At 70.3% G+C, this 25,999-nt stretch carries 23 protein-coding genes; 10 read left to right on the plus strand and 13 right to left on the minus strand.

The window, feature by feature from the left end; translation table 11 throughout:
* Positions 1 to 23: 23 nt before the first annotated feature.
* The 6 genes from QQS16_RS18940 to QQS16_RS18965 all read right to left on the minus strand — a co-directional run bounded on the left by QQS16_RS18940 (position 24) and on the right by QQS16_RS18965 (position 6,403).
* Positions 24 to 1,283 carry an HTTM domain-containing protein gene (locus QQS16_RS18940; protein WP_286063016.1) on the minus strand — a complete coding sequence of 420 codons (1,260 nt, stop codon included), beginning with the start codon at positions 1,281 to 1,283 and terminating at the stop codon, positions 24 to 26.
* Entirely contained in the window at positions 1,273 to 2,091 is an 819-nt protein-coding gene (locus QQS16_RS18945; protein WP_353479677.1) for a DUF5819 family protein, read from the minus strand. Before QQS16_RS18945 ends, QQS16_RS18940 begins: the two co-directional genes overlap by 11 nt.
* Before the next feature lie 26 nt (positions 2,092 to 2,117).
* A complete protein-coding gene (locus QQS16_RS18950) occupies positions 2,118 to 3,392 on the minus strand; it encodes an ice-binding family protein (RefSeq protein WP_286063017.1) in 1,275 nt (424 codons plus the stop codon).
* A 277-nt stretch (positions 3,393 to 3,669) separates the two neighbouring features.
* Entirely contained in the window at positions 3,670 to 4,764 is a 1,095-nt protein-coding gene (gene chvE, locus QQS16_RS18955; RefSeq protein ID WP_286063018.1) for a multiple monosaccharide ABC transporter substrate-binding protein, read from the minus strand.
* 684 nt (positions 4,765 to 5,448) lie between these two features.
* A complete protein-coding gene (locus QQS16_RS18960) occupies positions 5,449 to 5,934 on the minus strand; it encodes an MSMEG_6728 family protein (protein WP_286063019.1) in 486 nt (161 codons plus the stop codon).
* A gap of 19 nt (positions 5,935 to 5,953) precedes the next feature.
* Positions 5,954 to 6,403, minus strand: coding sequence for a DUF4383 domain-containing protein (locus tag QQS16_RS18965; protein ID WP_286063020.1), 450 nt, complete (start codon positions 6,401 to 6,403; stop codon positions 5,954 to 5,956).
* A 361-nt stretch (positions 6,404 to 6,764) separates the two neighbouring features.
* Between QQS16_RS18965 and QQS16_RS18970 the strand changes: the two genes are divergently transcribed.
* Together QQS16_RS18970 and QQS16_RS18975 are read left to right on the plus strand one after the other, a co-directional pair.
* Entirely contained in the window at positions 6,765 to 7,214 is a 450-nt protein-coding gene (locus QQS16_RS18970; protein WP_286063021.1) for a hypothetical protein, read from the plus strand.
* 369 nt (positions 7,215 to 7,583) lie between these two features.
* A complete protein-coding gene (locus QQS16_RS18975; RefSeq protein WP_286063022.1) occupies positions 7,584 to 8,585 on the plus strand; it encodes a polysaccharide deacetylase family protein in 1,002 nt (333 codons plus the stop codon).
* A gap of 94 nt (positions 8,586 to 8,679) precedes the next feature.
* On the opposite strand, the gene QQS16_RS18980 is transcribed toward QQS16_RS18975, so the two are convergent.
* Positions 8,680 to 9,891, minus strand: coding sequence for an MFS transporter (locus QQS16_RS18980; protein WP_286063023.1), 1,212 nt, complete (start codon positions 9,889 to 9,891; stop codon positions 8,680 to 8,682).
* A gap of 84 nt (positions 9,892 to 9,975) precedes the next feature.
* On the opposite strand from QQS16_RS18980, the gene QQS16_RS18985 reads away from it, so the two are divergent.
* Together QQS16_RS18985 and QQS16_RS18990 are read left to right on the plus strand one after the other, a co-directional pair.
* Positions 9,976 to 10,983 (plus strand): ArsR/SmtB family transcription factor, encoded by a 1,008-nt coding sequence (locus tag QQS16_RS18985; protein WP_286063024.1) that lies wholly within the window; start codon positions 9,976 to 9,978, stop codon positions 10,981 to 10,983.
* A 124-nt stretch (positions 10,984 to 11,107) separates the two neighbouring features.
* Entirely contained in the window at positions 11,108 to 11,626 is a 519-nt protein-coding gene (locus QQS16_RS18990; RefSeq protein ID WP_286063025.1) for a glutathione peroxidase, read from the plus strand.
* Positions 11,627 to 11,913: 287 nt separating this feature from the next.
* On the opposite strand, the gene QQS16_RS18995 is transcribed toward QQS16_RS18990, so the two are convergent.
* From QQS16_RS18995 to QQS16_RS19005, 3 genes are all read right to left on the minus strand, one after another.
* The gene (locus tag QQS16_RS18995; protein ID WP_286063026.1) at positions 11,914 to 12,105 is read right to left on the minus strand and encodes a DUF397 domain-containing protein; all 192 of its coding nucleotides are present in this window, start codon (positions 12,103 to 12,105) and stop codon (positions 11,914 to 11,916) included.
* 218 nt (positions 12,106 to 12,323) lie between these two features.
* Positions 12,324 to 13,193 carry a helix-turn-helix domain-containing protein gene (locus QQS16_RS19000; RefSeq protein ID WP_286063027.1) on the minus strand — a complete coding sequence of 290 codons (870 nt, stop codon included), beginning with the start codon at positions 13,191 to 13,193 and terminating at the stop codon, positions 12,324 to 12,326.
* A gap of 427 nt (positions 13,194 to 13,620) precedes the next feature.
* Positions 13,621 to 14,376, minus strand: coding sequence for a GOLPH3/VPS74 family protein (locus tag QQS16_RS19005; protein WP_286063028.1), 756 nt, complete (start codon positions 14,374 to 14,376; stop codon positions 13,621 to 13,623).
* 224 nt (positions 14,377 to 14,600) lie between these two features.
* Here QQS16_RS19005 and QQS16_RS19010 point away from each other — a divergent pair, with 224 nt between their 5' ends.
* The gene (locus QQS16_RS19010) at positions 14,601 to 17,408 is read left to right on the plus strand and encodes a D-alanyl-D-alanine carboxypeptidase (RefSeq protein ID WP_286063029.1); all 2,808 of its coding nucleotides are present in this window, start codon (positions 14,601 to 14,603) and stop codon (positions 17,406 to 17,408) included.
* Positions 17,409 to 17,563: 155 nt separating this feature from the next.
* Positions 17,564 to 19,504 carry a DUF8823 domain-containing protein gene (locus QQS16_RS19015; RefSeq protein ID WP_286063030.1) on the plus strand — a complete coding sequence of 647 codons (1,941 nt, stop codon included), beginning with the start codon at positions 17,564 to 17,566 and terminating at the stop codon, positions 19,502 to 19,504.
* Positions 19,505 to 19,575: 71 nt separating this feature from the next.
* Here QQS16_RS19015 and QQS16_RS19020 read toward each other — a convergent pair whose 3' ends face one another.
* Positions 19,576 to 20,418, minus strand: coding sequence for a hypothetical protein (locus tag QQS16_RS19020; protein ID WP_286063031.1), 843 nt, complete (start codon positions 20,416 to 20,418; stop codon positions 19,576 to 19,578).
* Positions 20,419 to 20,526: 108 nt separating this feature from the next.
* On the opposite strand from QQS16_RS19020, the gene QQS16_RS19025 reads away from it, so the two are divergent.
* Both QQS16_RS19025 and QQS16_RS19030 read left to right on the plus strand, forming a co-directional pair.
* Positions 20,527 to 21,312, plus strand: a complete 786-nt coding sequence (locus QQS16_RS19025) for an SDR family oxidoreductase (RefSeq protein ID WP_286063032.1) — start codon at positions 20,527 to 20,529, stop codon at positions 21,310 to 21,312.
* Positions 21,313 to 21,472: 160 nt separating this feature from the next.
* Positions 21,473 to 23,047 carry a sodium:solute symporter family protein gene (locus tag QQS16_RS19030; RefSeq protein WP_286063033.1) on the plus strand — a complete coding sequence of 525 codons (1,575 nt, stop codon included), beginning with the start codon at positions 21,473 to 21,475 and terminating at the stop codon, positions 23,045 to 23,047.
* An 86-nt stretch (positions 23,048 to 23,133) separates the two neighbouring features.
* Here QQS16_RS19030 and QQS16_RS19035 read toward each other — a convergent pair whose 3' ends face one another.
* Both QQS16_RS19035 and QQS16_RS19040 read right to left on the minus strand, forming a co-directional pair.
* Positions 23,134 to 24,249: an ADP-ribosylglycohydrolase family protein gene (locus QQS16_RS19035; protein ID WP_286063034.1), complete on the minus strand. Its 1,116-nt coding sequence runs from the start codon at positions 24,247 to 24,249 to the stop codon at positions 23,134 to 23,136.
* A 222-nt stretch (positions 24,250 to 24,471) separates the two neighbouring features.
* Complete coding sequence (locus QQS16_RS19040) at positions 24,472 to 24,888, minus strand: ATP-binding protein (RefSeq protein WP_286063035.1); 417 nt, start codon at positions 24,886 to 24,888, stop codon at positions 24,472 to 24,474.
* 113 nt (positions 24,889 to 25,001) lie between these two features.
* On the opposite strand from QQS16_RS19040, the gene QQS16_RS19045 reads away from it, so the two are divergent.
* The gene (locus tag QQS16_RS19045) at positions 25,002 to 25,817 is read left to right on the plus strand and encodes a helix-turn-helix domain-containing protein (RefSeq protein ID WP_286063036.1); all 816 of its coding nucleotides are present in this window, start codon (positions 25,002 to 25,004) and stop codon (positions 25,815 to 25,817) included.
* On the plus strand, positions 25,814 to 25,999 hold the full coding sequence (locus tag QQS16_RS19050; RefSeq protein WP_286063037.1) for a DUF397 domain-containing protein: 186 nt from the start codon (positions 25,814 to 25,816) through the stop codon (positions 25,997 to 25,999). Before QQS16_RS19045 ends, QQS16_RS19050 begins: the two co-directional genes overlap by 4 nt.

Below are 25,999 nucleotides of genomic sequence, written 5' to 3' on the forward strand. Positions count from 1 at the left end.
CTGACATCAACGAGCGCGCTCGCTCACCACCGGTCGCCTCTGGCGAAGCCGGCCCATGTGGCTGATGACCTCGTGCTGGTGGACCCACGTTTCCCGAGCTGAGAGGGCGGGTTCTCGTCTCGTCGTCCGCTGGTGGCGAGCGTGCTGTCCGTCCGCCCTGCGGGGAGGACGCCTCGATGCTTCGGGCCGACCCCGTCGGCCCCGCCTTGCGCAGGTACGGTCCCGGCTCCGGCGGGTCGTCCGGGTGCCGGGCGGGCGCTGTTCGTCCGCCGCGTCGCACGTCGCCAGAGGCGGGGCAGGAAGGTGTAGAAGCGGTCGGGAAGGAACGCGGCGTCCGCGACGATCATCGCGCCGGAGAACAGAGGCAGCCCCATGAGTGCGGCGATGCCGATGTGCATGCCCAGCAGCATGGCGAGGACGGGGTACTTGAGTCTGCCGAAGAGGACGAACGGGAAGGCCACCTGCAAGAGCACGGTCAGGTAGCCGGCGACGGCGACCACGAGTGTGTGCTCGTCCACGAAGTGGGAGAGCGCCGGCCAGGGCCGGAAGAGTTCGAGGTTCAGGACGTAGTGGAGCGCCGTGCCGCTGCTCCAGGAAGGTCCCTGGACCTTGTACAGGCCGGCTGATCCGTAGAGGAGGCAGACCTGTGCCGCGATCAGGAACATGCCGCAGTTGTGCAGCACGGTGACCAAGGTGGTCCGGGCGTCGCGGAGTTGCAGCGCGTAGGGGTTCCTCGCCGGCTCCGGTGGGCTGCCCGCGGGGACTGTCCTCAGTCTGTTTCTGCGGGCGTCCAGGGACCAGCGCCGGCCGCACGCGGTGAGAACCAGGTAGAGGGCCATCAGCAGGATCAGGTTGTCGCCCCCGTCCGTCATGAAGATCGCCCGGGCGTGGAACGAGGTCACCATGACGGCGAAGAGGACGGACAGGACGCGGGTCCGCCAGCCCAGCGTGAACAACGCGGACGTGACGAGGGCCAGCACGTAGCAGAACTCGAAGTAGGCATGGCTGTCGGACAGCGTCAGGATGCTGAACCAGCCTGTCTGATCGGCGAGTTGGCGCGCCAGAGCGGGCGTCCACGCGGACTCGGGACCCCAGATCTCGGCACGGTGCGGGAACTCCCGCAGCAGGAAGACCAGATAGAGCATTCCGTAGCCGATACGCAGCACCGACGCGGCGTACAGCGACACCGGGCGGCCGGTCAGGAGGTCCCATCCGGCGGTGATCCGGTCGGCGAGCCACCGGTCGGCACGGGCGGACGAGGTCTTCTGCGCCTCATTTTCCATGGCGGGTCACCTTCCACCAGGGCAGGAGCCGGGTCTCGGTCGGCGTCGGCGGTCGTTCGCCCGCGACGGGGCCGGGCGCGATGGGCAGGGTGACGACGCGGAGCTGGATGAAGTCGAAGGTGCCGCTCCTGTGGGCGGCTACGCGGTCCGCGGCGACGTTGGTCAGGTATCTCCGCATCATCCGGGCGCGTTCCGTGCGCGCCTTGTCGTCTCCTCCGTGCGTGTCGACGTAGCCGGTCCAGGCCCGGCGCAGCAGGTTCTGCGCCGTGTGGCTCGGGAACGGCTGATGTTCGACCGCGGCGACGTCCACGGCGGTCAGGTCGAACCAGGGCCCCACCCGGACCGATCCGTCGGATCCGATGTCCGCGGTTCTCGCCAGGATCTTCCGGTTGACGGATTCGGGGTCCGGGGCGAAGAGCCGCCAGTTCTGTTCGAAGAAGGGGTACACCCATCCATTGATCAGCGGACCGTATCGCTTGGAGACGGTATTGGCCGGTGCCACGTGAAGGAACACGAACATCACATGGACGACACTCACCGCCAGGCACAGGAACGCGGTGGCGCGCAGTCCGGAATTCAGCGCACGGGTACCTCTCGGCGACTTGTGCGGCACCACCGTGGCGTCCGGACCTTCTCGCGTGGCCGGACCGGAGTCGGACTGCTGGATTTCCTCCAGGTCCAGTGAGTCAATTCCGCTCGACACCGCCCACCCGTCTTTCTGTATCAGCTGCTCGCGCCTGTTTTCGCTGGCTGCCACCGACGGCGCGCGACGGATTCGATGAGAATTCCGCCGCGCGCCGTCATTCACTGAGCGGACTGACCGCGGTGCGCTGCCTAGTCCTCGTGGCTCATGGAGTGGTGGTCGCCCGCGTAGCCCTTGGGCAGGTCGTCGTAGCCGTAGTTCTCGTCGGGCTGCTTGCCGTGGCCGTTCTGGGCGTGGTCGCCCTTGCCGTGATCGCCCTTGCCCCCGTGGTCCGGGCCTCCGGGCTCACCGCCGTGGTCCGGCCTTCCCGGCCTGCCGTCGTGGTCCGGGCCTCCGGGCTCACCGCCGTGGTCCGGCCTTCCCGGCCTGCCGTCATGGTCCGGCCGGCCCGGCGCGTCGTCGTGTCCGCCGCCGTTGCCGCCTGCGGTGGCCCCGGAGGTGATGTTCCCGGCCGTGTTGCCCGAGGTGGCCCCGGAGGTGGTGTTCCCGGCGATGTTGCCCGCGGTGTTCCCGGCGGTGTTCCCGGAGATGTTGCCGGCGGTGTTGCCCGCGGTGGCACCGGGCGAGAGGATCGGCCCGCCCAGGACGCCACCGGTGATCAGGCCGCCGCCGAGGAGGCCGCCACCGGCGGTCGTGCCCGCGGTGGTTCCGTTCGTGGTGCCGGTGGCGCACCCGCCGAGGAAGATGCGGTTGTCGTCGAGCGTCACGGAGCCGTTACGCGCCAGCGCCCGCCCCTCGATGTTGGTCCCCGTCGTCACGGTGATCGAGGTCAGAGCCATGATGGTGCCCACGAACGTGGAGTTGGTGCCGAGCGTGGCCGAACTCCCGATCTGCCAGAAGACGTTGCACGCCGAAGCCCCGTTCGTGAGGAGCACTCGGCTGGAGGAAGCGGTCGTCAGGGCCTCGGGGATCTGGAACACCCAGACGGCGTTCGGGTTTCCCCCGGCGTCCAGGGTCAGGTCGCCGGTGAGTCCGACACCGGACACAGCGGTGTGGACGCCCGGGAGCAGCGTCTGGCCGTTGCCGATCGCCGCCCCGAGTGCGAAGTCCGTGGCCTGACCGGCCGCGTTGTTGTACGCCGTGACCAGGTCGGACTTGGCCTGGAGCGCGACGGCGTCGGCCGCGTGCACGGAGCCGAGCACCTGACCGGGCGGGAATCCGGTGATGGACGGGTTCGGGTGCGTTCCGAGGTCCTGGCTGAGCACCGAGGGGCCGGTATTGGTCACGCCCTGACCCGCCAGAACGGAGAAACTCGCGGCCGTGCCCAGAGGCACCGGCGTGGCGATGGCCAGTGCCTGCGTCGGCGTCAGGGCGACCATCACGGCGGCGACGGTCGCGGCAAGCGCCGAGACCAGAACACCGGACAAAGAACGACGGTCAGCCGCTTGGGGGATCTTCAGCTTCATCGAAAGGCCATTTCCTGTGGGGGCCGTGGCGTACCGGGCCGACAGATAGCCCGGCAAGTCGTGTTGCTGTTTCTGCGCGGCATATTACGCAGAAATATCCTTAAAACGGCACCAGACAGGACTGGGTGGAATTATCACTCGTTCGAACGGCGCACAGAATCAGGAAAGTAATATCATTCAGATATCCCATCATCCCCACGGCCCCACACGGCAGACTCACCGGCTGCGGTATTGCCGGGCCGGGCATCGCGCAGCCGGGTTCGCCGGTCGGACGTCGTTACTTGAGCTCGCCCACGCTGTAGTAGCCGTCCTGGATCAGGACGTCGTAGTTGGCCTTGTCGACGTTCTGCGGCTGGAGCAGGTGGGCGGGGACGTTCTTGACGCCGTTGTCGTAGTCGCTCCTGTTGTTCACCCTCGGCACTCTGTCGCTGAGAATGTCGTCGACCATCTCCGTGGCGGTCCTGGCGAGTTCGCGGACGTCCTTGTAGACGGTCTGCGACTGCTCGCCCGCGATGATCGACTTGATCGAGGCCAGCTCGGCGTCCTGGCCGGTGATGACGGGGAGCGGCTTGGCGTCGGTGCCGTAGCCGTCCGCGTTCAGCGCGGATATGACGCCGAGGGAGATGCCGTCGTACGGCGACAGGACCGCGTCGACCGTCCTGTTGCCGTACCACTGGGCGAGGATGCTCCGCATGCGCTTCTCCGCGGTGGGCCCGTCCCAGCGCAGGGTGGTCATCTGTTCGAGCCGGGTCTGGCCGGACGGGACGACCAACTGCTTGCTCTCCAGGAACGGCTGAAGGAGCGCCATCGAGCCTTCGTAGAAGTACTTGGTGTTGTTGTCGTCGGGGGAGCCGGCGAACAGCTCGATGTTGAACGGGCCCTCGCCGTCCTCCAGGCCGAGCTTCTTGATGATGTGGTGGGCCTGGACCCGGCCGACCATCTCGTTGTCGAAGGAGACGTAGAAGTCGACGTTCTCGGTGCCGAGGATGAGCCGGTCGTAGGAGATCACCGGGATCTTCGCGTCGGCGGCCTGCTGGAGCGGGCCGTTCAGCGACTTGGCGTCGATGGCCGCGATGATCAGCGCGTTGACGCCCTGCTTGACCAGGGCCTCGATCTGGGAGGCCTGGACCTTCGGGTCGTCGTCGCCGTAGACCAGCTTGGTCTTGTACCCCTGGATCTTCAGGTTCTCGACGACGCTCTTGCCGTCGGTGAGCCAGCGCTCGGAGGACCGGGTCGGCATGGCGATGCCGACGGTTCCGCCCTCGGAGCGGGTCTCGGAGCTGCCCTCGCTGTCCTTGCCGCAGGCGGACGAGGTGAGAGCGACGGAGACGGCTCCGGCGAGGGAGGCGAGGACGGCTCTTCGGTTGAGCATGGTGATCGTTCCTTGTTCTTCTCGTCGTTGAGAGGATGAGGGCGTTTCGGGACGGCGGCGGGAAAGCCGTGGAGCGGGCCGGACGGTCGTCGGCAGGCCGGGAGCGAGGCGCGCTCGCGACGGCCCCGGGGCCGGGCTTCGCCGACGGGTGCCGTGCGGGTGGATCACCGGGCGCGCGGGACGGACCGCACCGCAGGCAGGGCGCGGCACCCGAGGCGGGTGGACAACCGGCGGACCTCGCTCACACGGCTGAGGTCGGTTCGGCCCGGCGTGCCGCCCGAGTCGGCGCTCGGACGCCTCTGCCCCGCGCGCAACGGTTCAGCGCGGCGCTGCGGCCCGGCATCCGGCGCTCGCCGACCCTCGTGGTCCCCGCGCCGGCGTGCTCCTGTACGTCAGCGCCGACATGCTCCTGTACGTCGGGCCGCGCCACGGCGTTGCGGCCACGTGCGTGCTGATTCCGGGGGGGCACAGGGCGATTGCCTTTCAGGCGTTCGAAATCTCGTCAGCTATTCGCAAAGGTTGGCCGTGACAGTAAGGGGAGGTGTGCGAGGTGTCAACGGGGCGAACTGGGACGGTTACAGAAGGTTTCCATGAGGACGGTGGGACGAGGCGCCCGCGTGCCCTCCCGCCCTCGCCCGCCCGGCTCCGGGGGCCCGGAGGAGCGGCGCCGGCCGCTCACCCGACTCACGCCTCGGAGAGCGGCTCCCCTGTCCGGTCCGGTCCGGGCCAGACGTAGGGCAGGTCGTCCGGTACGCCGGGGAAGAGCGGTGCGTACGTGGCCGGGTCCTTGCGTACCAGCGCCGAGCGGTGGCTGCGGTGGAAGGCGTCGTCACCGAGCCAGGACGGCAGTCGGCCGGCGTCCGCCAGCAGCGCCTGGTCGCGTACCGAGGCACCGGGGCGGAACGCGAACAGGTCGGCGACGAGTGTGGCCGCGCAACTGTCCTGGTGGCCCTGTTCACACCACACCTTGCAGACCTCCAGGCCGTACCGGACCAGCGCCTCCTCGTATCCGGTCCACATCCGCACCGCCGGATGATGGCGCCATCCGTAGCCCGGCACGACGAGGCCGCGCAGGACCTGCAAGGCCTCGACCCGCTGTTTGCCGAGCCGGCGTTGGTCCAGGGCCAGGGCCGAGGCCCGGAAATCGGGATAGGGCAGGAAAGTCTGCATGCCGCGTCCTTGTCGGGCGTCAGCGCCGGGCACCGCGTCGGCTCAGCAGAAGGGCGAGACCGATCATCGCGATGCCCAGGAAGAAGTGCAGCCAGTCGTCGGCGGTGTTGACGGGGACGAAGTTCGCGTCACTGCCGTGGCTGACGGCCAGACCGTAGATCCAGAGGACCAGGTAGATGGCACCACCACCCAGAAGGTAGGCATACGCTCCGGAAGCCGTCCGGGCGAGCGCCAGACCGGCGACGCCGAAGGCCAGGTGGACGAGATTGTGCAGGATGGAGACCTGGAAAATGCCCAGCAGCTCGGCGCCCGACTCGTGCGAGGCGAATTCCATCTCGCTGTAATTCGTGGTGACGCCGGGGATGAAACCCAGGACACCCACGAGAAGGAACACGGCTCCCACCGCCATGGCGGCCTGCTGCACGGGGGTGCGGGAAGTACGGGTCGAGTGGCGCGTGTGTGCGGTCATGGCTCTGGATCCTCACGGTCGGGCCGGTGGTCGGTGACGAGTCGGCTGTCGAGAGCGGCTCCTGAGGGCGAGTACCACGCCTGACGCGAACCCCACATGACCTGGGCGGTCAAACAGCCACGACGCCGAGCCGGTGCCGCGACGGGCGGTCGATGCCGGGCGGCTGATGCCGGGCGCCCGCCCGCTCGCCCCCTTCGTCCCGTCCCCTTCCTTCATTCACGCGCCCCTGTTCCGACTGGGCCATTCGCCGGAGACGCGGTGGCATCCGGGAAAAAGGGGCACCCTCCTCCGAGACAGTGCCTCATGAGGTCTCGGGGTTCCTGAGGCGGCAATCCGTCCACATCACCTGGGTAGCAACATCATGAGCGCTCACGAAAACGTCCCGGACGACGCCCATCAGCGCCCCGAGGGCCTCAGTGACACGATGGTGGAGGCTCTGGGAGCCCTGTCGAAGGCATTGGAGACGACGGAGCGGGCCCGCGGGCATCTCTACAGTTTTCACCAGCTGACCGGCACGGCGGATCTGGAACTGGACCGCGCGGTGGAACTTCTGCGAAAAGCGGGCCACCCCGACTGGGCCGACACAGTGCAGACGGAGATCCTGGGCCGCAATGTCATTCCCGGCCACTGGACCTTCCAGATCGTCGAGGCCTACGACGCCACCTATTACGAGCCGTTCAAACAGCTCGAACGCGCCGCGGTGAACCGGTTGGCCGAAGGCCGTGATCACCTGTACGAGGCAGAGCTGAAGGAAACCCGCCGCACGACCGGCCATCCTGCCCACAGCTCCCGTCCCGACTCCGCCACCTGAGCGCCACCGTCCCGTCGACCTGAACGGTCCGGAAAACCAGCGAAACTTTCGATGACGAGAGCGCGATTTCGGACTTGCTGGGCTAGCCGCCCTAAGGGCGCGATCGAATCGGTCGGCCACTAGTGCCACTTGACCTGGAATTACGAGTTCCCCCTCACTCCCACCCTGGACCGAACGTTTCGGGATCACTGCCGAAACAGTTGACAGTTGACGTGACCAGACCAACACTGTCGCCGTCGGCAGGGCTCCACCGCTGCCACTTCGGTCGCCGCCGCCCCTGAGCGGTCACCCTCACCTGCTGGTCGACCTGGCCCACCGTCTCCCGCACCACGAGCTGACCCCGCACCTTTGGCTGGAGGAACACTCCGTATGAGCACCAGACCACGTCTCTCGACCCGTTCTTTACGCTCCCTCGGCACGGGGCTGGCCGTCGTCGCGATGGCCGCCGCGAGCACGCTCGCCGGGCACACCGCCCATGCCGCCCCGGCTCGGGCCGCCGCCTGCGACGGATACGTCGGGCTCACCTTCGACGACGGCCCTTCCGGCAGCACGACGAGCCTGCTCGGCGCGCTCCGGCAGAACGGGCTGCGGGCCACGATGTTCAACCAGGGCCAGTACGCCGCCGCCAACCCGTCCCAGGTGCGGGCCCAGGTCGACGCCGGCATGTGGGTCGCCAACCACAGCTACACCCATCCACATCTGACCCAGCTCAGCCAGGCGCAGATCGACTCGGAGATCTCCCGGACCCAGCAGGCCATCGCCGGCGCGGGCGGCGGCACTCCCCGGCTGTTCCGGCCGCCCTACGGCGAGACCAACGCGACGGTGAGGTCGGTCGCGGCCAGGTACGGCCTGACCGAGATCATCTGGGACGTCGACTCCCAGGACTGGAACGGTGCCAGTACCGACGCGATCGTGCGGGCCGCCGGCCGGCTCACCAACGGCCAGATCATGCTCATGCACGACTGGTCCGCCAACACACTCGCCGCGATCCCGCGGATCGCGCAGGGGCTGGCCGCTCGCGGTCTGTGCGCCGGCATGATCTCACCGCAGACCGGCCGCGCCGTGGCCCCCGACGGTGGTGGTACCGGTGGCGGAGGCGGCGGCAGTGGCTGTACGGCCACCCTGTCCGCGGGGCAGCAGTGGAGCGACCGGTACAACCTCAACGTCTCGGTCTCCGGCTCCAGCAACTGGACCGTGACCATGAACGTCCCCTCCCCCGCCAAGGTCCTCTCCACCTGGAACACCACCGCCGGCTACCCCAGCGCCCAGGTACTCACCGCCAAACCCAACGGCAGCGGCGACACCTTCGGCGTCACCATCCAGCCCAACGGCAACTGGACCTGGCCCACCGTCTCCTGCGCCGCGAGCTGACCGCGTACACCGGAGACGTCCGCACCTGTGGCGCGGTGGCACCTGGGCCACCGCGCCGCTCCCACGGGTGAACACCCCTGCCCCGACTCCCCGTTCAGCCGCTCCGGGGGGACGCGTCCACGGTCCGCCGCCCGGCACGGGCGGCGGACACGGGCCGTCCACCCGCGGCCACCAGCGCGAGCGTGACGGTGACCGACGCGGCGGCCAGGACCGTCATCGCGACCGCCGGTGACGTCAGTTGGGCCACGGTGCCGGCCAGCGCGGCGGACACCCCCTGGAGGGTGAGCATGCCGGCGGAGTGCAGGCCCAGCGCGTGGCCCGCCAGTTCGTCCGGGACGAGGGTCATCAGCTGCTCCTGCTGGACCAGGCTCGCGCCGAACCCGACGGACGCCACGGCGACGACGACGGCCGCCCACGGCACTCCCGGGCCCAGCGCGAAGAACAGATAGGGCGCGGCCAGCAGCAGGAGCAGCGGTACGCCCAGCCGGGACCGCAGCGCGGGCGGCACGAGGCGGCCGACGGTCACGTCACCGAGGAACATGCCGAACGCCGCACAGGCGAACAGCGTGCCGGCGGCCCGGGGGTCGTAGGAGACGTAGAGCGATTCACAGCCGACGACCAGGCCGTTGGGGATCCACAGGGCGAGGTAGAGACGGCGGCGGGGACCCGAGGACCACAGCAGGGCGTTGGTGCGCCAGGTCGCCGACACCGAGGGCCGACCCGAGGCGCGGGGCGGGCGGCGGGTCAGGCCCAGGCGGGCCGCCACGGCGGCGAGGACGTACAGCACCGCCGCCAGCAGGAGACAGGCGCGCGGGGAGAGGACGGCCAGCAGGACGCCGGCGGTCGCGTAACCGGTGACCTGCATGAGCCCGCTCATCATGTTGAACACCGAACGCCCCAGCAGATAGCCCTCCTTGGCGAGGATCTCGTTCAGCAGGCCCCAGAGCACTCCCCCGCCCAGCGAGGCGACGAGGCCCTGGAGGAGGAGGACCACGAAGATCGTCCAGACCGGGAGACCGGGCAGCGCCAGGACCGCCGTACCGGCCGCGAAGGCGAGCGCGATACCCGTCGTCGTGGCCCGTGGGGGCAGCCGGTCGGCGCCGGAGAGGAGGAAGGTCGCGCCCAGCACCTGCGCCAGCGACGGGCCGAACATGCTCACCGCCGACAGCAGCGGCGAGCCGGTCGTCCGGTACACCAGGGTGCCGAGCGCCAGCCCGCTCAGCGTCTGGGCGACCGTCCTGGCGGAGGAGGCGAGAAAGAGAGGGGTGAACTCCGGTGTGCGGAAGAGCTGTCGGTAGCTGCGCATACGCGGAGTCTTGGGCGGGCGAGGAGGGGTCGTTACTGTTTCGCTCGGGCGCGAAACGTCATGGCGGACGGCCGGGGAGGGATCGTGGGCTGGTGGCAGGTCAACGCCGACACGCTCGCCGCCAGCCGGTTCGTGCTCTCCCCGCTGGCCGAGACCTTCGCCTGTCTCCAGCTGCTGCACAGGGGAGTGCCCGCGCATCCCGGTGAGCGGGAGTGGCTGCGCGCACATCTGCCCGCGTACGGCAGGCGGCTGGCGGCCGACCCGGTGACCGCGCGGCTCGTCCGCGCGGGGCTCGGCCGGGACTGGATCGCCGACTTCCTCATGCCCACCCCCGCGGACCGCGAGACCTTCGAGGAGGGGGTGGAGCGGGTGCGGGCCGCCTGCCCCCGGGACGCCCGCGCGAACCTGCGGATGTCCCTCGCCGGCCCGGTCCCCGCCGAACTGGACCGCGACGATCTCCCGGAGCGGGCGGCCGGCCTGCTGGAGTACGTGTGGGCCCGGACCGTACGACCGGACTGGGACCGGCGCCGGCGGGTGCTGGAGGCGGATGTGGTCGCCCGGACCGCGCAGGTGAGCCGTGGGGGCTGGGCGGCGGTGCTGGACGCGCTGCGGCCGGGGCGCACGCGCTGGCTCGGTGAGAACCGGCTTCAGGTGAACCCGCACGAGTATCCGCCCCGCGAGATCTCCGGCGCCGAACTCGTCTTCGTGCCGGTCACTCCCAGGTCCGGCTGGGTCTCCTGGGAGGAGCCCGGCCGGTACGCGGTGATCTACGCCTGCGCCGGCGCGCTCGCCGATCCCGGCGGGCGGACGGTGCCCGCGAGTCTGGGCGCGCTGCTCGGGCCCGCGCGGGCCGGCGTGCTGGTCCTCCTCGGCTCCCCGCTCAGCACCAGCCAGCTCGTCGCCGTGACCCGGCAGGGGCTCGGGTCGGTCGGACGGCACCTGCGGGTGCTGCTGGACGCGGGACTGGTGGAACGGAGGCGGGCGGGCCGCTCGGTGCTGTACTCGCGTACGGCGGCGGGCGAAGTCCTGGTGGAGGCGGCGGGGGCCGGGGCGGCTGGGCCGGAGCGGGCGGAGGCTTGGGGGGCCTCATGACCTCGGCAGGCTTCGGGGGTTTCGCAGACTTCGGGGGAGGGGACGCCGGGGGCTCGGACGTGGGAAAACCGGACTGTCAGGGTCCGGTCGGGGGGCCGTCACATCGCGCGACTAGCATCCGCTCATGACGACTGAGACGACTGACACGCACGGTTCCTCTCCCCTCGATGTCGAGATCGCCGCCCTCAAGGGCGGTCCCGCCGACCTCTCCCAGTACGCCGGCCAGGCCGTCCTGGTCGTGAACGTGGCCTCCAAGTGCGGGCTGACCCCGCAGTACAACGGGCTGGAGCGGTTGCAGGAGCAGTACGCCGGGCGCGGGTTCACGGTGCTCGGGGTGCCGTGCAACCAGTTCCTCGGGCAGGAGCCCGGCAGCGCCGAGGAGATCGCCGAGTTCTGCTCGGCGACGTACGGCGTCACCTTCCCGCTGACCGAGAAGGTCGAGGTCAACGGAGAGGGCCGGCATCCGCTCTACGACCGGCTGGCCGGCTTCGCCGACGCCGAGGGGCACAGCGGGGACATCCGCTGGAACTTCGAGAAGTTCCTGATCGGCCGGGACGGCGAGGTCGTCGCCCGTTTCTCGCCGCAGACCGAGCCGGAGTCGGCGGAGGTCGTGGCCGCCATCGAGGCGCAGCTCGCCGCCTGACCTCGCCCCTGGGGCAGGGCCGCGTGTCCTGGTCACCGGGCGGTGAAGGCCGCCTGGTGACGGAGGACGGCGCCGACCGAGGACCCGGTGTGCGACGGGTCCTCGGCGGGGAGTCGACCTGGCCCCGGGCGAGCCGGGGCACAAGCCGAGCCCTCTCGGCTAGGACGGCGAACTGGTCGAGAGGGCTCTTCTCGGTGGTGCTGGTGGTGGTGCGGTAGTGCTGGTGGTGCGGTGGTGCTGGCGGCGTTTTCGGCAAGCCGGGCAGGCGAACCGGAAGGATCCGGCCCTTACGCCTTGACCGACGCCACGAAGGCGGTCCACGCCTGGGCGGGGAAGGCCAGGGTCGGCCCCTCGGTGACCTTGGAGTCACGGACGGCGAGCGCCGTGACGGTGGGCGACTTGACCTCGACGCAGGCGCCGTTGTTGTTGGAGTACGAGGACTTCGTCCACGAGTCCGTGGCGCCCTGAAGAATTGCCATGTTTGCTCCGTTAGCCAGTTGCGCAGTTCGGTTTCCGCCAACCTGTGCTGATCGTTGGCGTGATCGACGCTACTCGCTCACCCTCTCTTCTGGAGCAGTCGTTCACTCGTCTGGATGGCATATTCCAGCGGATCCTTCCAGTGAGGCCCGGGCGCGGTGTAGCATCCCGCCTCCGCCGCGCGACCAGCCGCCACACCAGCCCCGGGAGGCCCACCGGATCAGGGGGCGTACTCCCGGGCGTACTCCTTCGCCACGTCCTCGATGAGCCGGGTCGACTGGTCGACGTTCAGCGCCTGCGCCCTCAAGTGCTCGTACATCACGGTGTACTTCTGCACGTCGTGCGCCTTCTCCAGGTAGAGGTCACTGGTGACGCCCTCGATGTACACCACGCTGGAGTCGGCGGCGTCCGCGAACTCCAGGATCGAGTACTGGCCGTTGATACCGGGATGCGCCCCCACCTCGAAGGGCAGCACCTGCACGGTGATGTGCGGCCGCTGGGACATCTCGGCGAGGTGCTCCAGCTGTTCGCGCATCACCTGACGGCTCCCCACGACCCGGCGCAACGCCGCCTCGTCCAGGACCACCCAGAGCCTGAGCGGCTCCCCCTCTGTGGCGATACGATCCTGCCGCCGCAGCCGGACCTGCACCCGCTTGTCGATCTCGGTGTCCGAGGTCTCCGGCGAACCGCCCCTGATGATGGCCTCGGCGTAGGCGCGGGTCTGCAACAGGCCCGTGATGATCTGGGGTTCGTAGACCCTCAGCGACTCCGCGTCCGTCTCCAGGCCGATGTAGACGCTGTACGGGATGTCCCCGAAGGCGTGCCACCAGCCCTGCTGCCGGGAGTCCTTGGCCATCTGCATCAGCGACTCGACGACGCGCTGGTCCTCGACCTCGTAGACCCCGCACAGATCGCGGACGTCACGCTGGCTGATGCTGCGCCGCCCGTTCTCCAGACGGCTGATCTTCGACTGCGACACCAGCAGTCGCTCGGCGACCTCCTCGGCCGTCATGCCTTTGAGCTCGCGGAGCCGGCGCAGCTCCTGGCCCAGCCGGCGCCGCCTGACGGTGGGATTGACATTGGACGCCACGGGACGTGCACCTCCGGCTGCGTGCCTCGTACTGCCACTTTGCGTATCTGCTGTTGAGCAGACTGCCACCAAGGTGCTCGGTACCGCTGGGAAACAGTGGATATGCGCTGCGTGCCCGGGGATCGAGGAGTCTCCGGCGTCAACTCCTCGCACAGCCCCTCGCCTTGCTCCCACCCGGCCCTCGACAGACGGCCGCGCGGGACGGCGGGACCGTTTCCTCGTCCGGTGGCCCGGACGTACGGTCCCGTCGCCCCGCGCGGACCTGCGGCTCCCGAACCGGGTCTGGGGACTGCGGTGCGGCGCTCGGTGGTGCGTGGTGCGTGGTGCGTGGGTGCCTTCGTACTGGGTGCGACGCGAACTGCCGTGCGGCGCGTACGCAGGTCGTGCGGGTACTGCCGTGGTGGTGCTGCGTGCCGTGAGCCGCGGCTCAGTGGGCCACGGCACGCGCCATGGATCCGCGGTGCGGTTGCATCGGAACGCCGCGGGCGGGTTCCGGTGCGGGCCTGGCTCCGGGGGCGACCTGACGGCCGGCCGGTGCCGGGCTGCGGCGCGGCTGGACCGCCACACCGTTCTGAACGTCCATCACGGCATGCGCCACGAGGCCGCCCATGGGGTCGTGCCTGATCAGATCCCTGAGCCGGGAGCGGGAGGACCGCCCCTCGTTGCCCGGGTACAGATGCTTGCCGAGGCCGACCGCGTGCGCCAGTGCGGCGAGCGCCGCGGTCCGCGGGTCCGGCGGTACGCCGGTGCGGATCGCGGAGTCCAGTCGGGATCTGATCTCCCGGCTGATCTCGGTCTGACTCGCCTGGTAGCGAGTCGTCGGCAGCACTCCGCACATCTGGCCCGCAACGGCATGCACCATGCCGCACCGCTCCAGATGCGAGAGGTAGGTCTGGCGCAGCCCGAGACGCGGCCCGCCAATCCAGTGGATAGCACGTACCGGAGCGCCACGCCTTCGCAGCAACTCCAACGCGCAGTCCAGTGTCGGATCTCCGGTCGGCCGTGGGGACACCACGGCGATACGATCCCCGTCTGGGGCTATCCGTCCGGCCAGCGCCAGCTCCACTAGCTGTGCTCCGGCCAGACCAAGGTCGAGCGACTGCGGCTGTGCGGTGGTACCCGTGGCCGGGTCCAGCGCCAGCAGCAGAAGCTCCTCCGGAAGTGTTCTGCGGCTCATGCCCATCCATGCCTCCCCGCGTGGATGAATGACAGGGTGACCCCTCTCACATTCATCTGTCGAGGGTGCGTGACCTGTTTGTAGTGGAACCAGTAGGTATGTCGTTCTCGTCTACCGCTGGAGACAAGCCCGCACACAGGACACTGGTACATGGTTCGGACAGCGCTTCGGAGCGCTGTCCCGGGCGCGGCGGTTCACAGTTCGGTTGGCGCACGGACGGCGTGCGGCGCATGGAGGAGGCATCGGTGGCGGGCGAGTCCCCCGACAGGTCGAAGCAGCAGGAGTCGTCGGCGGAACCGACGTCGGGGAGCGCGGGTCCGGTTCCCGAGGCCAGGAACGAGTCGGGCGCGCCGCGCGATCCACGTCTGGCGGTGGCCCGGGAAGCGAAGGCGGCTCCGGCGGCGCGCGGGGGCGTGGACACGGCGACGAGGGTGCTGTCCGTCCGGGAACTCGCGGAGGCCGCGCAGGGGCCCGTGGACGCCCCGCAGGACGCCCCCCAGGAAGCCCCCGGGGAGGCCGAGGACACCGAGGCCGCCCGGGAGGCCGGAGCGGCCCGGAGCGGGGACGTGGCCGCGCAGACGACGGACGCACCGGCCGAGGGCGACTCGAAGACGGCTGACGACTCCGGCGACTCCGGCGACTCCGGCGATCGTGACCCGAGGACCGCGGCGGGGAGCGCCCGGCTGCGGGACGCGGTGGCCGCGTGGGTGGCGTCGGCGGACGAGAAGCCGGCGGCGGACGCGGACGCGACGGACCAGGCCGGTGAGCCCGAGGACGCAATCCCGGACGCCGACGCCACGGACGACGCCGACGAACCCGAGGACGCAATCCCGGACACCGACGCCACGGACGACGCCGGCGAACCCGAGGACGCCGAACCCGAGGACGCAATCCCCGACGCCGACGCCACGGACGACACCGGCGAACCCGAGGACGCCGAACCCGAGGACGCAATCCCCGACGCCGACGCCACGGACGACACCGGCGAACCCGAGGACGCAATCCCGGACACCGACGCCACGGACGACGCCGGTGAACCCGAGGACGCAATCCCCGACGCCGACGCCACGGACGACGCCGGTGAGCCCGAGGACGCCGTGGAGCCGGCGAGCGGTGGCGAGGCCGAGTCGAGTCGCGGAGTCGAGGACGAAGCCGAGCCCGCCGCCGAGGCGAAGGCTGCCGACGAGGCGAAGGCCGCCGGCGACGCCGAAGCCGAAGCCGACGACATCGCTGTCGTCGCCGACACCCCGGTGAACGCACATGCGAACACCGCAACGGACACCGAGCCGGAACCGGACACCGAGCCGGGGCCCGAACCGGACAAGTCGCCGGCCGACGCGAGGGACCAGGCCGACGCGGATGCGGATGCGGAGACCGCCACCGCCACCGACCAGCCCCCCGCCCCCGCCAAGCCCGCCGTCGACCAGGCCACCGCCGTCTTCAAGACCGTGCGGCCCTCCGCACCGGCCGTGGACCAGCCGACGACCATGCTGAAGTTCGGCGGGGCGACCAAGGACAAGCCCGAGCCCGAGTCCGGGGTCGAGCCGAAGGCCGAGCCGCAATCGAAGGCCGAGCCGGAGCCAGAGGCCAAGCCGGCCTCCGACGCCGAGCGGACCAGCAAGTTCGTCGCGCTCAAGCCGTTGGACGAGCCCTCGGCGCGCAGGCCGCAGGCCGCGGACGCCACCGCCGCCCTCCCTCAGGTCACCGCGGCCGGGCCGCAGCCCGGGCCCGAGCGGACGACGCAGCAGCCGTTGCCGCCGAAGCCGCCGCTGGACCTGCTGGCGGAGCTGACGAACACACCGCCGCCGGCGGAGACGCCGGTCCGCACGGCCGTCCGCCGGGTCAAGATCTGGACCCCGCTGGTCCTGCTGCTGGTGGTCGTGTTCGCGGTCGTCCAGGCCGTGCGCCCGCTGCCGGCGCCCGAGCTCCAGCTCACCGCCGAGGACAGCTACACCTTCGAGGGCGGCAAGGCCGAGATGCCCTGGCCGGCCGACGGACAGGCCGCCGTGGACGTGCAGGGCATCGGCACGTTCGGCTCGTCCGGCGAGCAGAAGCCCGTGCCGATCGCCAGCGTCGCCAAGGTCATGACGGCGTACGTCATCCTGCGTGACCACCCGCTCAAGAGCGGCGCCGACGGCCCGAAGATCGAGATCGACCAGGCCGCCGAGGACCAGTCGGACGCCGGCCAGGAGTCGACCGTCGACGTGACCAAGGGCGACTCGATCTCCCAGCGCGAGGCACTGGAGAGCATCCTCATCGCGTCCGCGAACAACGTGGCCCGTCTGCTCGCCCGCTGGGACGCGGGGTCGGAGAAGGCGTTCGTGGCGAAGATGAACGACGCCGCCGAGGACCTCGGCATGACCAACACGACGTACACCGACCCGTCGGGTCTGAACAACACCACCGTGAGCACGGCGGTGGACCAGGTGAAGCTGGGCAAGGCCGCGATGACGGAGCCGGCCTTCCGCGAGGTCGCCGCGATGATGTCGTACGTCGACTACAAGGGCACCAAGCACGACAACTGGAACCGCCTGGTCGGTTACAACGACGTGGTCGGCATCAAGACCGGCACCACCACCTCCGCCCTGGGCAACCTCGTCTTCGCGGCGAAGAAGGACGTGGACGGCGAGGTGCACCGGATCGTCGGCGCGGTCGTGCGCCAGCCCGCGGGCGGCGCGGACAACACCATCATCGGCGCCGCCCTCGATTCGAGCGACAAGCTCATCCGGGCCGCGCAGGACGCGCTGGAGTCCGCGACGATCCTGAAGAAGGGCGACGTCGTGGGGTACGCGGACGACGGACTCGGCGGCCGTACCCCGGTCGTGGCCACGAAGGACGTCACGGCCGTCGGCTGGGCGGGCCTGACGGTCAAGCTGACGTTCGCCGCCGACGACCTGCCGCACACGGCGAAGGCCGGCACCCAGGTGGGCTCGCTCACCGTCGGTGACGGCTCCGGCAGCGCGGTCAAGGTCCCGGTCGCCCTCCAGAAGGATCTCGTCGAGCCGGGCTTCACGGACAAGTTGACGCGTCTCGGCTGATCCGGACGGAAGAAGTGCGCCGCCGTACCTCGCCGGCCGGAACCCGTCCAGGTTCCGGCCGGCGAGGTGCGTGCTAGCGTCACGAAACGGGACAGGCGCCGCTGACGGGACGCGGCCGCGAACAGAAGACGGGACACCACGGGGAGTGCCTTCAGGTGGCCACAGCGGAGCCGACACGCGCCGACGAGACCGATCCGGGCCGGGAGACCGGCCCTCGAATACGGCTGCCCATGCCCCCGGAAGACGCCCCGGAAGGGGCTGAGGACAACCGGGCAGCGCCCCCGGTACCCGACAACCGGGCAGCGCCCTCGGCATCCTCGGACCCAGCGCCCTCACCACCCTCGGCGTCACCCGTTCCGCCCTCCGGACTCGCCGCCGTCACCGGCTCCGTCCGCGCGTGGATCCAGCGCCGTCCGGTCCTCTTCGTGACCGCTCTGGCGGGCGTACTGCACATCGTCTGGTTCTTCACGTTCGCCAACAGCGGTGGCGATCTCGCCGCGCAGGACGCGTGGGCGGAGTTCGTCGGCCGGCACCCGGACTCCGCGTACAACCTCGCCTGGTACGGCGGGATGCACCCGGTGTCGTACAGCGTGGTGTCGCCGTATCTGATGTCGGTGCTCGGTGTCCGTACCACGATGATGATCGCGGGCACGCTCTCGGCGGCGCTGCTGATGCTGGTCCTCGTGCGCAGTCGGCCGGTCAAGGAGCCGCTGTGGCCGGGGCTGGCCGGGGTGTTCGCGTTCCTGTGCAACGCGGCATCGGGGCGGGTGACCTTCGGACTGGGCACGGTGTTCGCGCTGGGCGCGGTCGCCGTGGTGTTCTGCTGGCCGTACCGCTGGCGCTACAAGCGGTGGGCGAAGGCGCTGTGCGCGGCGCCGCTGGCCGCGCTCGCCACGATGTCGTCGCCGGTCGCGGGCCTGTTCGTGGGGCTGGTGGCGGTCGCGCTGTTCCTGCAGAAGCGGCGTCCGGGCGCCTGGGCGCTGGGGCTCGCGCCGGCGGCCGTGGTGGCGGTGTCGGCCTGGCTGTTCCCGTTCTCGGGCACCCAGCCCATGGGGTTCGGGTCGGCGGTCCTGCCGCTGGCGTCGGCGGTGGCCGTCTTCGCCCTGGTGCCGCGCGAGTGGACGACCGTACGGATCACGTCGGCCGTGTACGGGCTGTCGGTGCTGCTGGTGTGGCTGATCAGCTCGCAGATCGGTTCCAACATCACCCGGCTGCCGATGCTGTTCGCGGGGGTGGCGCTGATGGCCGCGCTGCCGTTCACCGTGCCGCGTTCGCGCAAGTGGTACGCGGTCGTGCTGTCCTGCGTCGGGTTCACCGTCTGGATCGGCTTCAAGTCGGTCGACGACGTCGTCCACACCACCCCGGCGGCGTCCTGGGCGCGTGAGCTGGCACCGCTGGTCAACGAGCTCCAGGAGGTCGGGGCGGAGAAGGGCCGGGTGGAGGTCGTGCCCGCCCGCTCCCACCGGGAGGCGTCCGCGCTCGCGCCCTACGTGAACTTGGCCCGCGGCTGGAACCGGCAGGCCGACATGGAGCGCAACCCGCTCTTCTACGACGACACGCTCAACTCGGCGAACTACCACGAGTGGCTCAAGCGCTGGGCCGTGCACTTCGTGGTGCTGCCGAAGGACGAGCCGGACGGCGACGGGGGCGAGCGGGAGCGGGAGCTGGTGCAGCGGGGGCTGCCGTATCTGCGGCAGGTCTGGGGCGACGCCAACTGGCAGCTGTTCCGGGTGACCGACCCCGCGCCGCTCGCCGAGCCGAACGCGGTGGTGGAACGGGCGGCGCAGGGCGAGCTGACCATGGAGGTGAGGAAGGCGGGCCGGATCCTCATCAAGATCCCGTACTCGCCGTGGCTGAGCATCGTCGACGCCGAGGGCAACAAGCTGAAGCCGCCGCAGGAGACGGAGGCGTCGCGGGAGCGGGCCGACGGCGAGGCGAAGACGTACGACAACGTCAACGGATGCCTGATGGAGACCGAGGAGGACGCGGAGGGCGACCGGTGGACGATGCTGGTCGCGCCGGAGGCGGGGACATACCGGCTGGCGGCGCCCTACACCCTGCCGCGCGGCACACCGTGCCCCGACGAGTTGCGGTGACCGTACGGCTCGGCGGGCTACGGCTGGGCGGACCACGGCTCGGCGGACCACGGCTCGGCGGCCCGCCGACGTCACCGCAGCCGGTCCACGTACGTGTCCGTGCCCGGGATCGTCGGGACGAACGGTGCCAGCAGTTCCACCCGGCCCCCCGGTCCGGCCTCGGTGACCGCCTCCTCCAGCCCCGTGAAGCACCGCTCCCAGCACTCCCCCGGGTCCGTCTCCAGGAACCACAGCAGCGTCAGCCGGGTGTCGACGCCCTCGACCTGCCGGACGTAGGTCATGCGGTCGCCGGGCAGCGGGGTCGGCCGGAAGACGGTCACCATCGCCGCCGGTGAGCCCGCCAGCCGCTGGGGCAGGTGGCGGGCCACCAGCCACTCCAGCAGCTCCGCGCGCTGCTCGGCCGACTCGGTGTCCAGGACCTGGAGGACCAGGCCGGCGTAGGGGTGGTCCAGGGCGTGGACGTCGCGCGGTCCCGCCGCGCCGTCGCGGTAGACGGTCGCCTCGTGGTCCTGGAACGCGGTGAAGACGTGGACGCGGTCGCGGTAGACGCGGCCGTCGCGGTTGAGGCGCTTGTTGATGGCGACCGTCCAGCGCATGTGGTCGTCGTAGCGGCCGTCGGTGATCCAGTACGTGGAGAGGTAGCAGCCGGCGGTGACCGGTTCGGCGATCGCCGACTTCTCGGGGCGGCGCAGGAGTTGCAGGTCCCGGGTGGCCACCCAGCGGCGGCCGGCGAACATCCAGGGCATGGCCATCGCGCCGGCGTAGTAGTGGTCGTCCTCGTACCAGCGGTTGTACGCGTACTCGTGGCCGGGACTCGGCTCGACCATGGTGATCAGGGCGTGGCCGGGGCGGACGCCGTACGGGCCTACTGCGGCCAGTTCGGCGTACGTCTCGCTGCGGGTGTCCTCGGACATGGGGGCTTCCCTCCGTCTTCCCTTCCGTCCTCCTGCGGTCGCCCATACTCTGACGCCCCGTCAGATGATGCGCCAGGGCCGGGAAGGCGCCGAAACCGAGGAGGACCCATGTCACTGCTCTCGGACAGGACCGTCGTCGTGTCAGGAGTCGGGGCCGGGCTCGGTCACCAGGTCGCGGCGGCCGTCGTACGGGACGGCGGGAACGCGGTGCTCGGCGCGCGGACGGAGGCGAACCTCGCGAAGAGCGCGGCCGGGATCGATCCGGAGGGGGTGCACACGGCGTACCGGGCGACGGACATCACGGACGAGGGGCAGTGCGAAGCACTGGCGGAACTGGCGCGGGAGCGGTTCGGGCGGATCGACGCGGTGGTCCATGTCGCGGCCTTGGACAGCTGCTTCGGCGGGCTGGAGGACGCCGACTTCACCACCTGGCAGTCGGTGATCGACGTGAACCTGCTGGGTACGCTGCGGATGACCCGAGCCTGCCTGCCGGCGCTGAAGGCGGGCGGCGGCTCGGTGGTGTTCATCGGCACGCAGTCGGCGGTGGCGGCGCCGTCCCAGGTGCGGCAGGCGGCGTACGCGGCGTCGAAGGGGGCGCTGACGAGCGCGATGTACTCGCTGGCGCGGGAGCTCGGGCCGTATCGCATCCGGGTCAACACGGTGCTGCCGGGCTGGATGTGGGGGCCGCCGGTGCGAGCGTACGTCCAGTTCACCGCGCAGGCGGAGGGCGTGCCGGAGGCAGAGGTGCTGGAGCGGCTCACCACGCGGATGGCGCTGCCCGAGCTGGCCTCGGACGCGGATGTGGCGGACGCGGCGGTCTTTCTCGCCTCGGACCGGGCACGGGCGATCACGGGGCAGTCCTTGCTGGTCAACGCGGGGGAGCTGATGCGCTGACTGATCGTTTCCGGTCAGTCGGTTGTTCATGTACATAAACACAGGACACCACTAAGAACTATTTTACGGTCTCTTGACCTTCCTCTTGCTTGCCGTGAGCATGCCCACCAACCCAGAGTTCACATGCCTGACCCTGGCGGCGGACCCTGGAAGGGGGCCCATGAACAGTCTCGACTGGGCCGTGCTCATCGGATACTTCGGCGTGATGGTCGCGATCGGCGTGTGGTCGCACAAGCGCGTGGACAACGTCAGCGACTTCTTCACCGCGGGCGGAAAGATGCCGTGGTGGCTGTCCGGTATCTCCCACCACATGTCGGGATACAGCGCGGTGATGTTCACCGGGTACGCGGGCATCGCCTACACCTACGGCGTGACCTCCTTCGTCACCTGGTCCTTCCCGATCGCGCTCGGTATCGCCATCGGCTCGAAGTTGTTCGCACCACGTATCAACCGGCTGCGGTCCAGGCTCCATGTGGCCTCGCCGCTCGAGTACCTGAAGAACCGCTACGACCTGAAGACCCAGCAGGCGCTGGCCTGGTCCGGCATGCTGCTGAAGATCGTGGACGTCGGCGCCAAGTGGGCCGCGATCGCGACCCTGCTGTCGGTCTTCACCGGTATCTCCCTGAACCAGGGCATCCTCATCACCGGCACCATCACGGCGATCTACTGCACGATCGGCGGCCTGTGGGCGGACGCGCTGACGGAGTTGGGCCAGTTCGTCATCCAACTCCTCGCCGGAATCGCGATGTTCGTCGCCGTGGTGCTCGAACTCGGCGACAAGGGCATCGGGTTCATCGACGCGTGGGACCAGCCGGCGCTCCAGGGCCACGAGAAGCCGCTGGTCGCCGACTACGGCGCGGTGTTCCTGCTGGCCTTCCTGTTCATCAAGCTCTTCGAGTACAACGGCGGCATGCTCAACCAGGCCCAGCGCTACATGGCCACGTCCAGCCCCCGCGAGGCCGAGCGCTCGGCCCGGCTGTCGGCGGTGCTGTGGCTGGTGTGGCCGCTGGTCCTGTTCTACCCGATGTGGATGTCGCCGCTGCTGGTGGAGTCGCAGAAGCCGGACGGTTCGGACTCCTACGGCCTGATGACCGAACAGCTCCTGCCGCACGGCCTGTTGGGCCTGGTCATCGTCGGCTTCTTCTCCCACACCATGGCCATGTGCTCCTCCGACGCCAACGCGATCGCCGCCGTCTTCACCCGGGACGTGGCGCCGGTGATCTCGACGCGGGCCCGGAGCTGGAGCCAGCGCTCGGGGCTCATCGCGGCCCGCCTCGCCACGGTCGTCTTCCTCGGCCTGTCCATGGCGGCGGCCACGCAGGTCAACTCGCCCGCCTTCAAGGACATCATCACCGTGGTGATCAAGTGGGTGGCCGGTCTGATGGGCCCGATGGCCATCCCGATGATGCTGGGCCTGCTGCGCCCGTTCCGCCGCTCCGGCCCCACGGCCGCGCTGACCAGCTGGTCCATGGGCCTGTTCGCCTTCTGGCTGGTCAACTACCCGATCAACTGGAACGTCGAGGGCGGCGTGCCGCTCCAGTACCAGGTCTCGATCCCGCTGGCCGTGTCGCTCGTCCTGTACATCCTCGTCGGTTTCCTGAAGCCCGAGGACACCCCGGAGCGGCTCGCCATCATCGAGACGATCAACACGGACGGTGGCGGCTCGGCGGCGGCGGCCGTCCCGGCACCGGCGGGCCCGATGGACGACGCGCTGCGCACCCCCGCCAAGGACTGAGCGCGCGGAACGACGAAGGCACACCACAAGCGGGGCCCACGACAAGCGAGGCCCACGAGGGGAAAGGCGCACGCCGCGAGGGCGGCTCAGGCGCGCGGATAGCGCACGAGCCACCCGGGCGACGAGCCCGCCGGGCCGTGCAGTGCCGGGCCCTGGGTCATCTCCATCGCGAAGTCGTCGGCCAGTTCCAGCAGCGTGGGACGGCCCTCCAGCTCGGCCAGCCAGGCCGGCGGGAGGGCCGTCTCGCCGTGCAGGGCACCGAGCAGCCCGCCGGTGAGGGCGCCGGCGGCGGCCGAGGGTCCGTCGTGGTTCACGGCCAGCCGCAGCCCGTGCCGTACGTCCTCCCCCACCAGCGCGCAGTACACGGCGGCGGACACCAGCCCCTCCGCCGTACCCTCCCCGAGCAGTTCCTCGACCCGGGCGGCGGTCGGCATCCCCTGCCGGACGGCACCCAGCGCGTGTTGCAGCGCCTCCGCCACGGGCTCGTGTCCGGGGCGGACGGCGATCAGGGCGAGCGCCCGCTGTACGGCCGCATCCAGGCTCTCGCCGAGCGCCAGCGCGTGCACGATCACGGCGTACGCGCCCGCCGAGAGGTAGGCGGTGGGGTGGCCGTGGGTCTGCGCGGCACACTCCACGGCGAGCTGGACGACCAGCTGCGGCTCCCAGCCGACGAGCAGCCCGAAGGGCGCGGACCGGACGGCGGCCTCCGGCCCGGCCTCGGCCGGGTTCTTGGGCGACTCCAGCGTGCCCATGGTGTCGTCGCCGAGTCCCAGCAGCAGGGAGCGGGTGGGGTCCCGGCGGGCGTACAGCCACTCCTCGCGGGCGAGCCACCCGTCCTCCTTGCGCCGCTCGTCGGGTCCCCAGTCACGCTGGGTGGCCGCCCAGCGCAGATAGGCCCGGTGCACATCGGTCGGCGGATGCCAGGCGCCGGTGTCCCGGCGGACCTGGGCGCGTATCAGCCCGTCCACGGTGAACAGGGTGAGCTGGGTGAGGTGGGTGACGGCCCCGCGCCGTCCGTACCCGAACCCGAGGTCGGCGAGCCCCTCGGCGCCGTACGCCTCCTGGATCTCCTCCAGCCCGAGCCCGTCGACCGGCGCGCCCAGCGCGTCCCCGACGGCCGCGCCCAGCAGCGTGCCGCGTACCCGGCTCCGGAAGTCCTGCTGCTCGGCCCGCCCCCAGACGGCCCCGGCTGTCGCGCCCACCAAGACCTCCCACGGCGACCGTCCGTCCTTACGTACGACAGCTCAGCACTGTAATCGAACGGGGACGGTCGGTTCAGGGGGCGAACCGGACGCCTGAGGTGACCGACACGGCTCGGGGTGATCGGAGGCGGTCCGGGGCGGGTCCTGGACCGTGGCATGAGCGAGGGGAAGGGAAGGACAGGTGCCATGAGCTCACGGACCGGAGCACCCGGCGGCGGCCGGTCAGGACACCAGTTCCGCCCACACCGTCTTGCCGTGCGCCGGCGCCTCGCAGACGCCCCAGCGGTCCGCGTACGCCGCCACCAGCCGCAGCCCGCGCCCCGACTCCGCGCACTCGGGCACCGGGTCCGGGACACACGGAAGTCGGTCTCCCCTGGCGTCGGTGACCTCGATACGGAGGATGCGGTCCCCGTCCAGCCGCAGGGTCAGCCGGAAGTCCCTGCCCGGTACGCGGCCGTGCAGCACGGCGTTCGCCGCGAGTTCGGCCACGACGTGCTCAGCGGCCTCGGACGGCACGCCCCACTCGGCGAGTTGACGTTGGGTGAGCAGCCGGGCCAGACGGGCGCCCCTACGAGTCGCGGACAGGAGCAGCGTGAAGTGGCGTACGGGGACCGCGGTGTGGGTGATTTCCTGGTTCACATCACTCAGCGTGGTCGCCGCTGTCTACCCTGAACAGCATCGACGCCAGTACGGAGCGCTACTGTCCGGGCACGTTCCGGCGTCGTCCGGCTCGTACGACTGGAGGGGCGAGGGTGGAGGACGAGGAGGCGGCGGCCGTACTCAGGACGGTCGGCCGGCAGATCAAGATGTGGCGCGAGGCCGCCGGAATGCGGCAGTCGGAGCTCGGCGACGCGATCGGGTACGGCGGGGAGATGGTCTCCTCGGTGGAGCGCGGCCGGAGGATCCCCAAGCCGGACTTCCTCGACAAGGCCGACGACGTCCTCGGCGCGGGCGGGAAGCTGTCCGCGATGAAGGAGGACGTGGAGCGGGCCCGGTATCCGAAGAAGGTGCGGGATCTGGCCAAGTTGGAGGAGGAGGCCTTCGAACTCGGGGCCTATGCCGGTGGCCTCCACGTCCACGGTCTGCTGCAGACGCCGGAGTACGCACACGCGTTGTACGCGATGCGGCGGCCCGCTTACACGGAGGAGGAAATCGACCGGTACGTCGCCGCACGCGTGGCACGCAAGGCCGTCTTCGATCGCGTGCCGCGTCCGTTGGTCACCTTTGTCCAGGAAGAGGCGACGCTGCGGCGGCCGATCGGCGGAAGAATGGTGCTGCGCCAACAGCTCGAACACCTCCTGGATATCAGCATGTTGCGGCACGTCGAAATCCAGGTGATGCCGATGGACCGGGAGGACCACGCGGGCATGATGGGCCCGTTCCGGGTGCTGAAGCTACGCGACGGCAAGACCCTGGGGCACTCGGAGGGCCAGCTGTACGACCGCGTGATCAGTGATCCCCGGGAAGTCCAAGTCCTGGAGATGCGCTATGGAATGATCCGGGCGCAGGCGCTCTCGCCCCGGGAGTCACGGGCCTTCATCGAGAAAGTCATGGGAGAAGAGACATGATCCCCGCACTGGAGTGGTTCAAGAGCAGCTACAGCGGCAACGACGGCCCTGACTGCGTCGAGGTGGCCATAGCCCCCGCCGACGCCACCGTCCACGTACGCGACTCCAAGGACAAGAACGGCACGCGGCTCGCGTTCACGGACGCCTCGTGGGCCGGTTTCGTGGCGTTCGCGAGGCGCTGA

The sequence above is a fragment of the Streptomyces sp. ALI-76-A genome (assembly GCF_030287445.1).
Taxonomy (GTDB): Bacteria; Actinomycetota; Actinomycetes; order Streptomycetales; family Streptomycetaceae; genus Streptomyces.

Coding starts and splice junctions, on each gene's coding strand:
- QQS16_RS19050 (WP_286063037.1), top strand. CDS start 25,814: ATGATCCCCGCACTGGAGTGGTTCAAGAGCAGCTACAGCGGCAACGAC.
- QQS16_RS19010 (WP_286063029.1), top strand. CDS start 14,601: ATGGAGGAGGCATCGGTGGCGGGCGAGTCCCCCGACAGGTCGAAGCAG.
- QQS16_RS18940 (WP_286063016.1), bottom strand. CDS start 1,283: ATGGAAAATGAGGCGCAGAAGACCTCGTCCGCCCGTGCCGACCGGTGG.
- QQS16_RS18965 (WP_286063020.1), bottom strand. CDS start 6,403: ATGACCGCACACACGCGCCACTCGACCCGTACTTCCCGCACCCCCGTG.
- QQS16_RS18960 (WP_286063019.1), bottom strand. CDS start 5,934: ATGCAGACTTTCCTGCCCTATCCCGATTTCCGGGCCTCGGCCCTGGCC.
- QQS16_RS19020 (WP_286063031.1), bottom strand. CDS start 20,418: ATGTCCGAGGACACCCGCAGCGAGACGTACGCCGAACTGGCCGCAGTA.
- QQS16_RS18980 (WP_286063023.1), bottom strand. CDS start 9,891: ATGCGCAGCTACCGACAGCTCTTCCGCACACCGGAGTTCACCCCTCTC.
- QQS16_RS18975 (WP_286063022.1), top strand. CDS start 7,584: ATGAGCACCAGACCACGTCTCTCGACCCGTTCTTTACGCTCCCTCGGC.
- QQS16_RS18970 (WP_286063021.1), top strand. CDS start 6,765: ATGAGCGCTCACGAAAACGTCCCGGACGACGCCCATCAGCGCCCCGAG.
- QQS16_RS18950 (WP_286063017.1), bottom strand. CDS start 3,392: ATGAAGCTGAAGATCCCCCAAGCGGCTGACCGTCGTTCTTTGTCCGGT.
- QQS16_RS19030 (WP_286063033.1), top strand. CDS start 21,473: ATGAACAGTCTCGACTGGGCCGTGCTCATCGGATACTTCGGCGTGATG.
- QQS16_RS19005 (WP_286063028.1), bottom strand. CDS start 14,376: ATGGGCATGAGCCGCAGAACACTTCCGGAGGAGCTTCTGCTGCTGGCG.
- chvE (WP_286063018.1), bottom strand. CDS start 4,764: ATGCTCAACCGAAGAGCCGTCCTCGCCTCCCTCGCCGGAGCCGTCTCC.
- QQS16_RS18990 (WP_286063025.1), top strand. CDS start 11,108: ATGACGACTGAGACGACTGACACGCACGGTTCCTCTCCCCTCGATGTC.
- QQS16_RS19025 (WP_286063032.1), top strand. CDS start 20,527: ATGTCACTGCTCTCGGACAGGACCGTCGTCGTGTCAGGAGTCGGGGCC.
- QQS16_RS18995 (WP_286063026.1), bottom strand. CDS start 12,105: ATGGCAATTCTTCAGGGCGCCACGGACTCGTGGACGAAGTCCTCGTAC.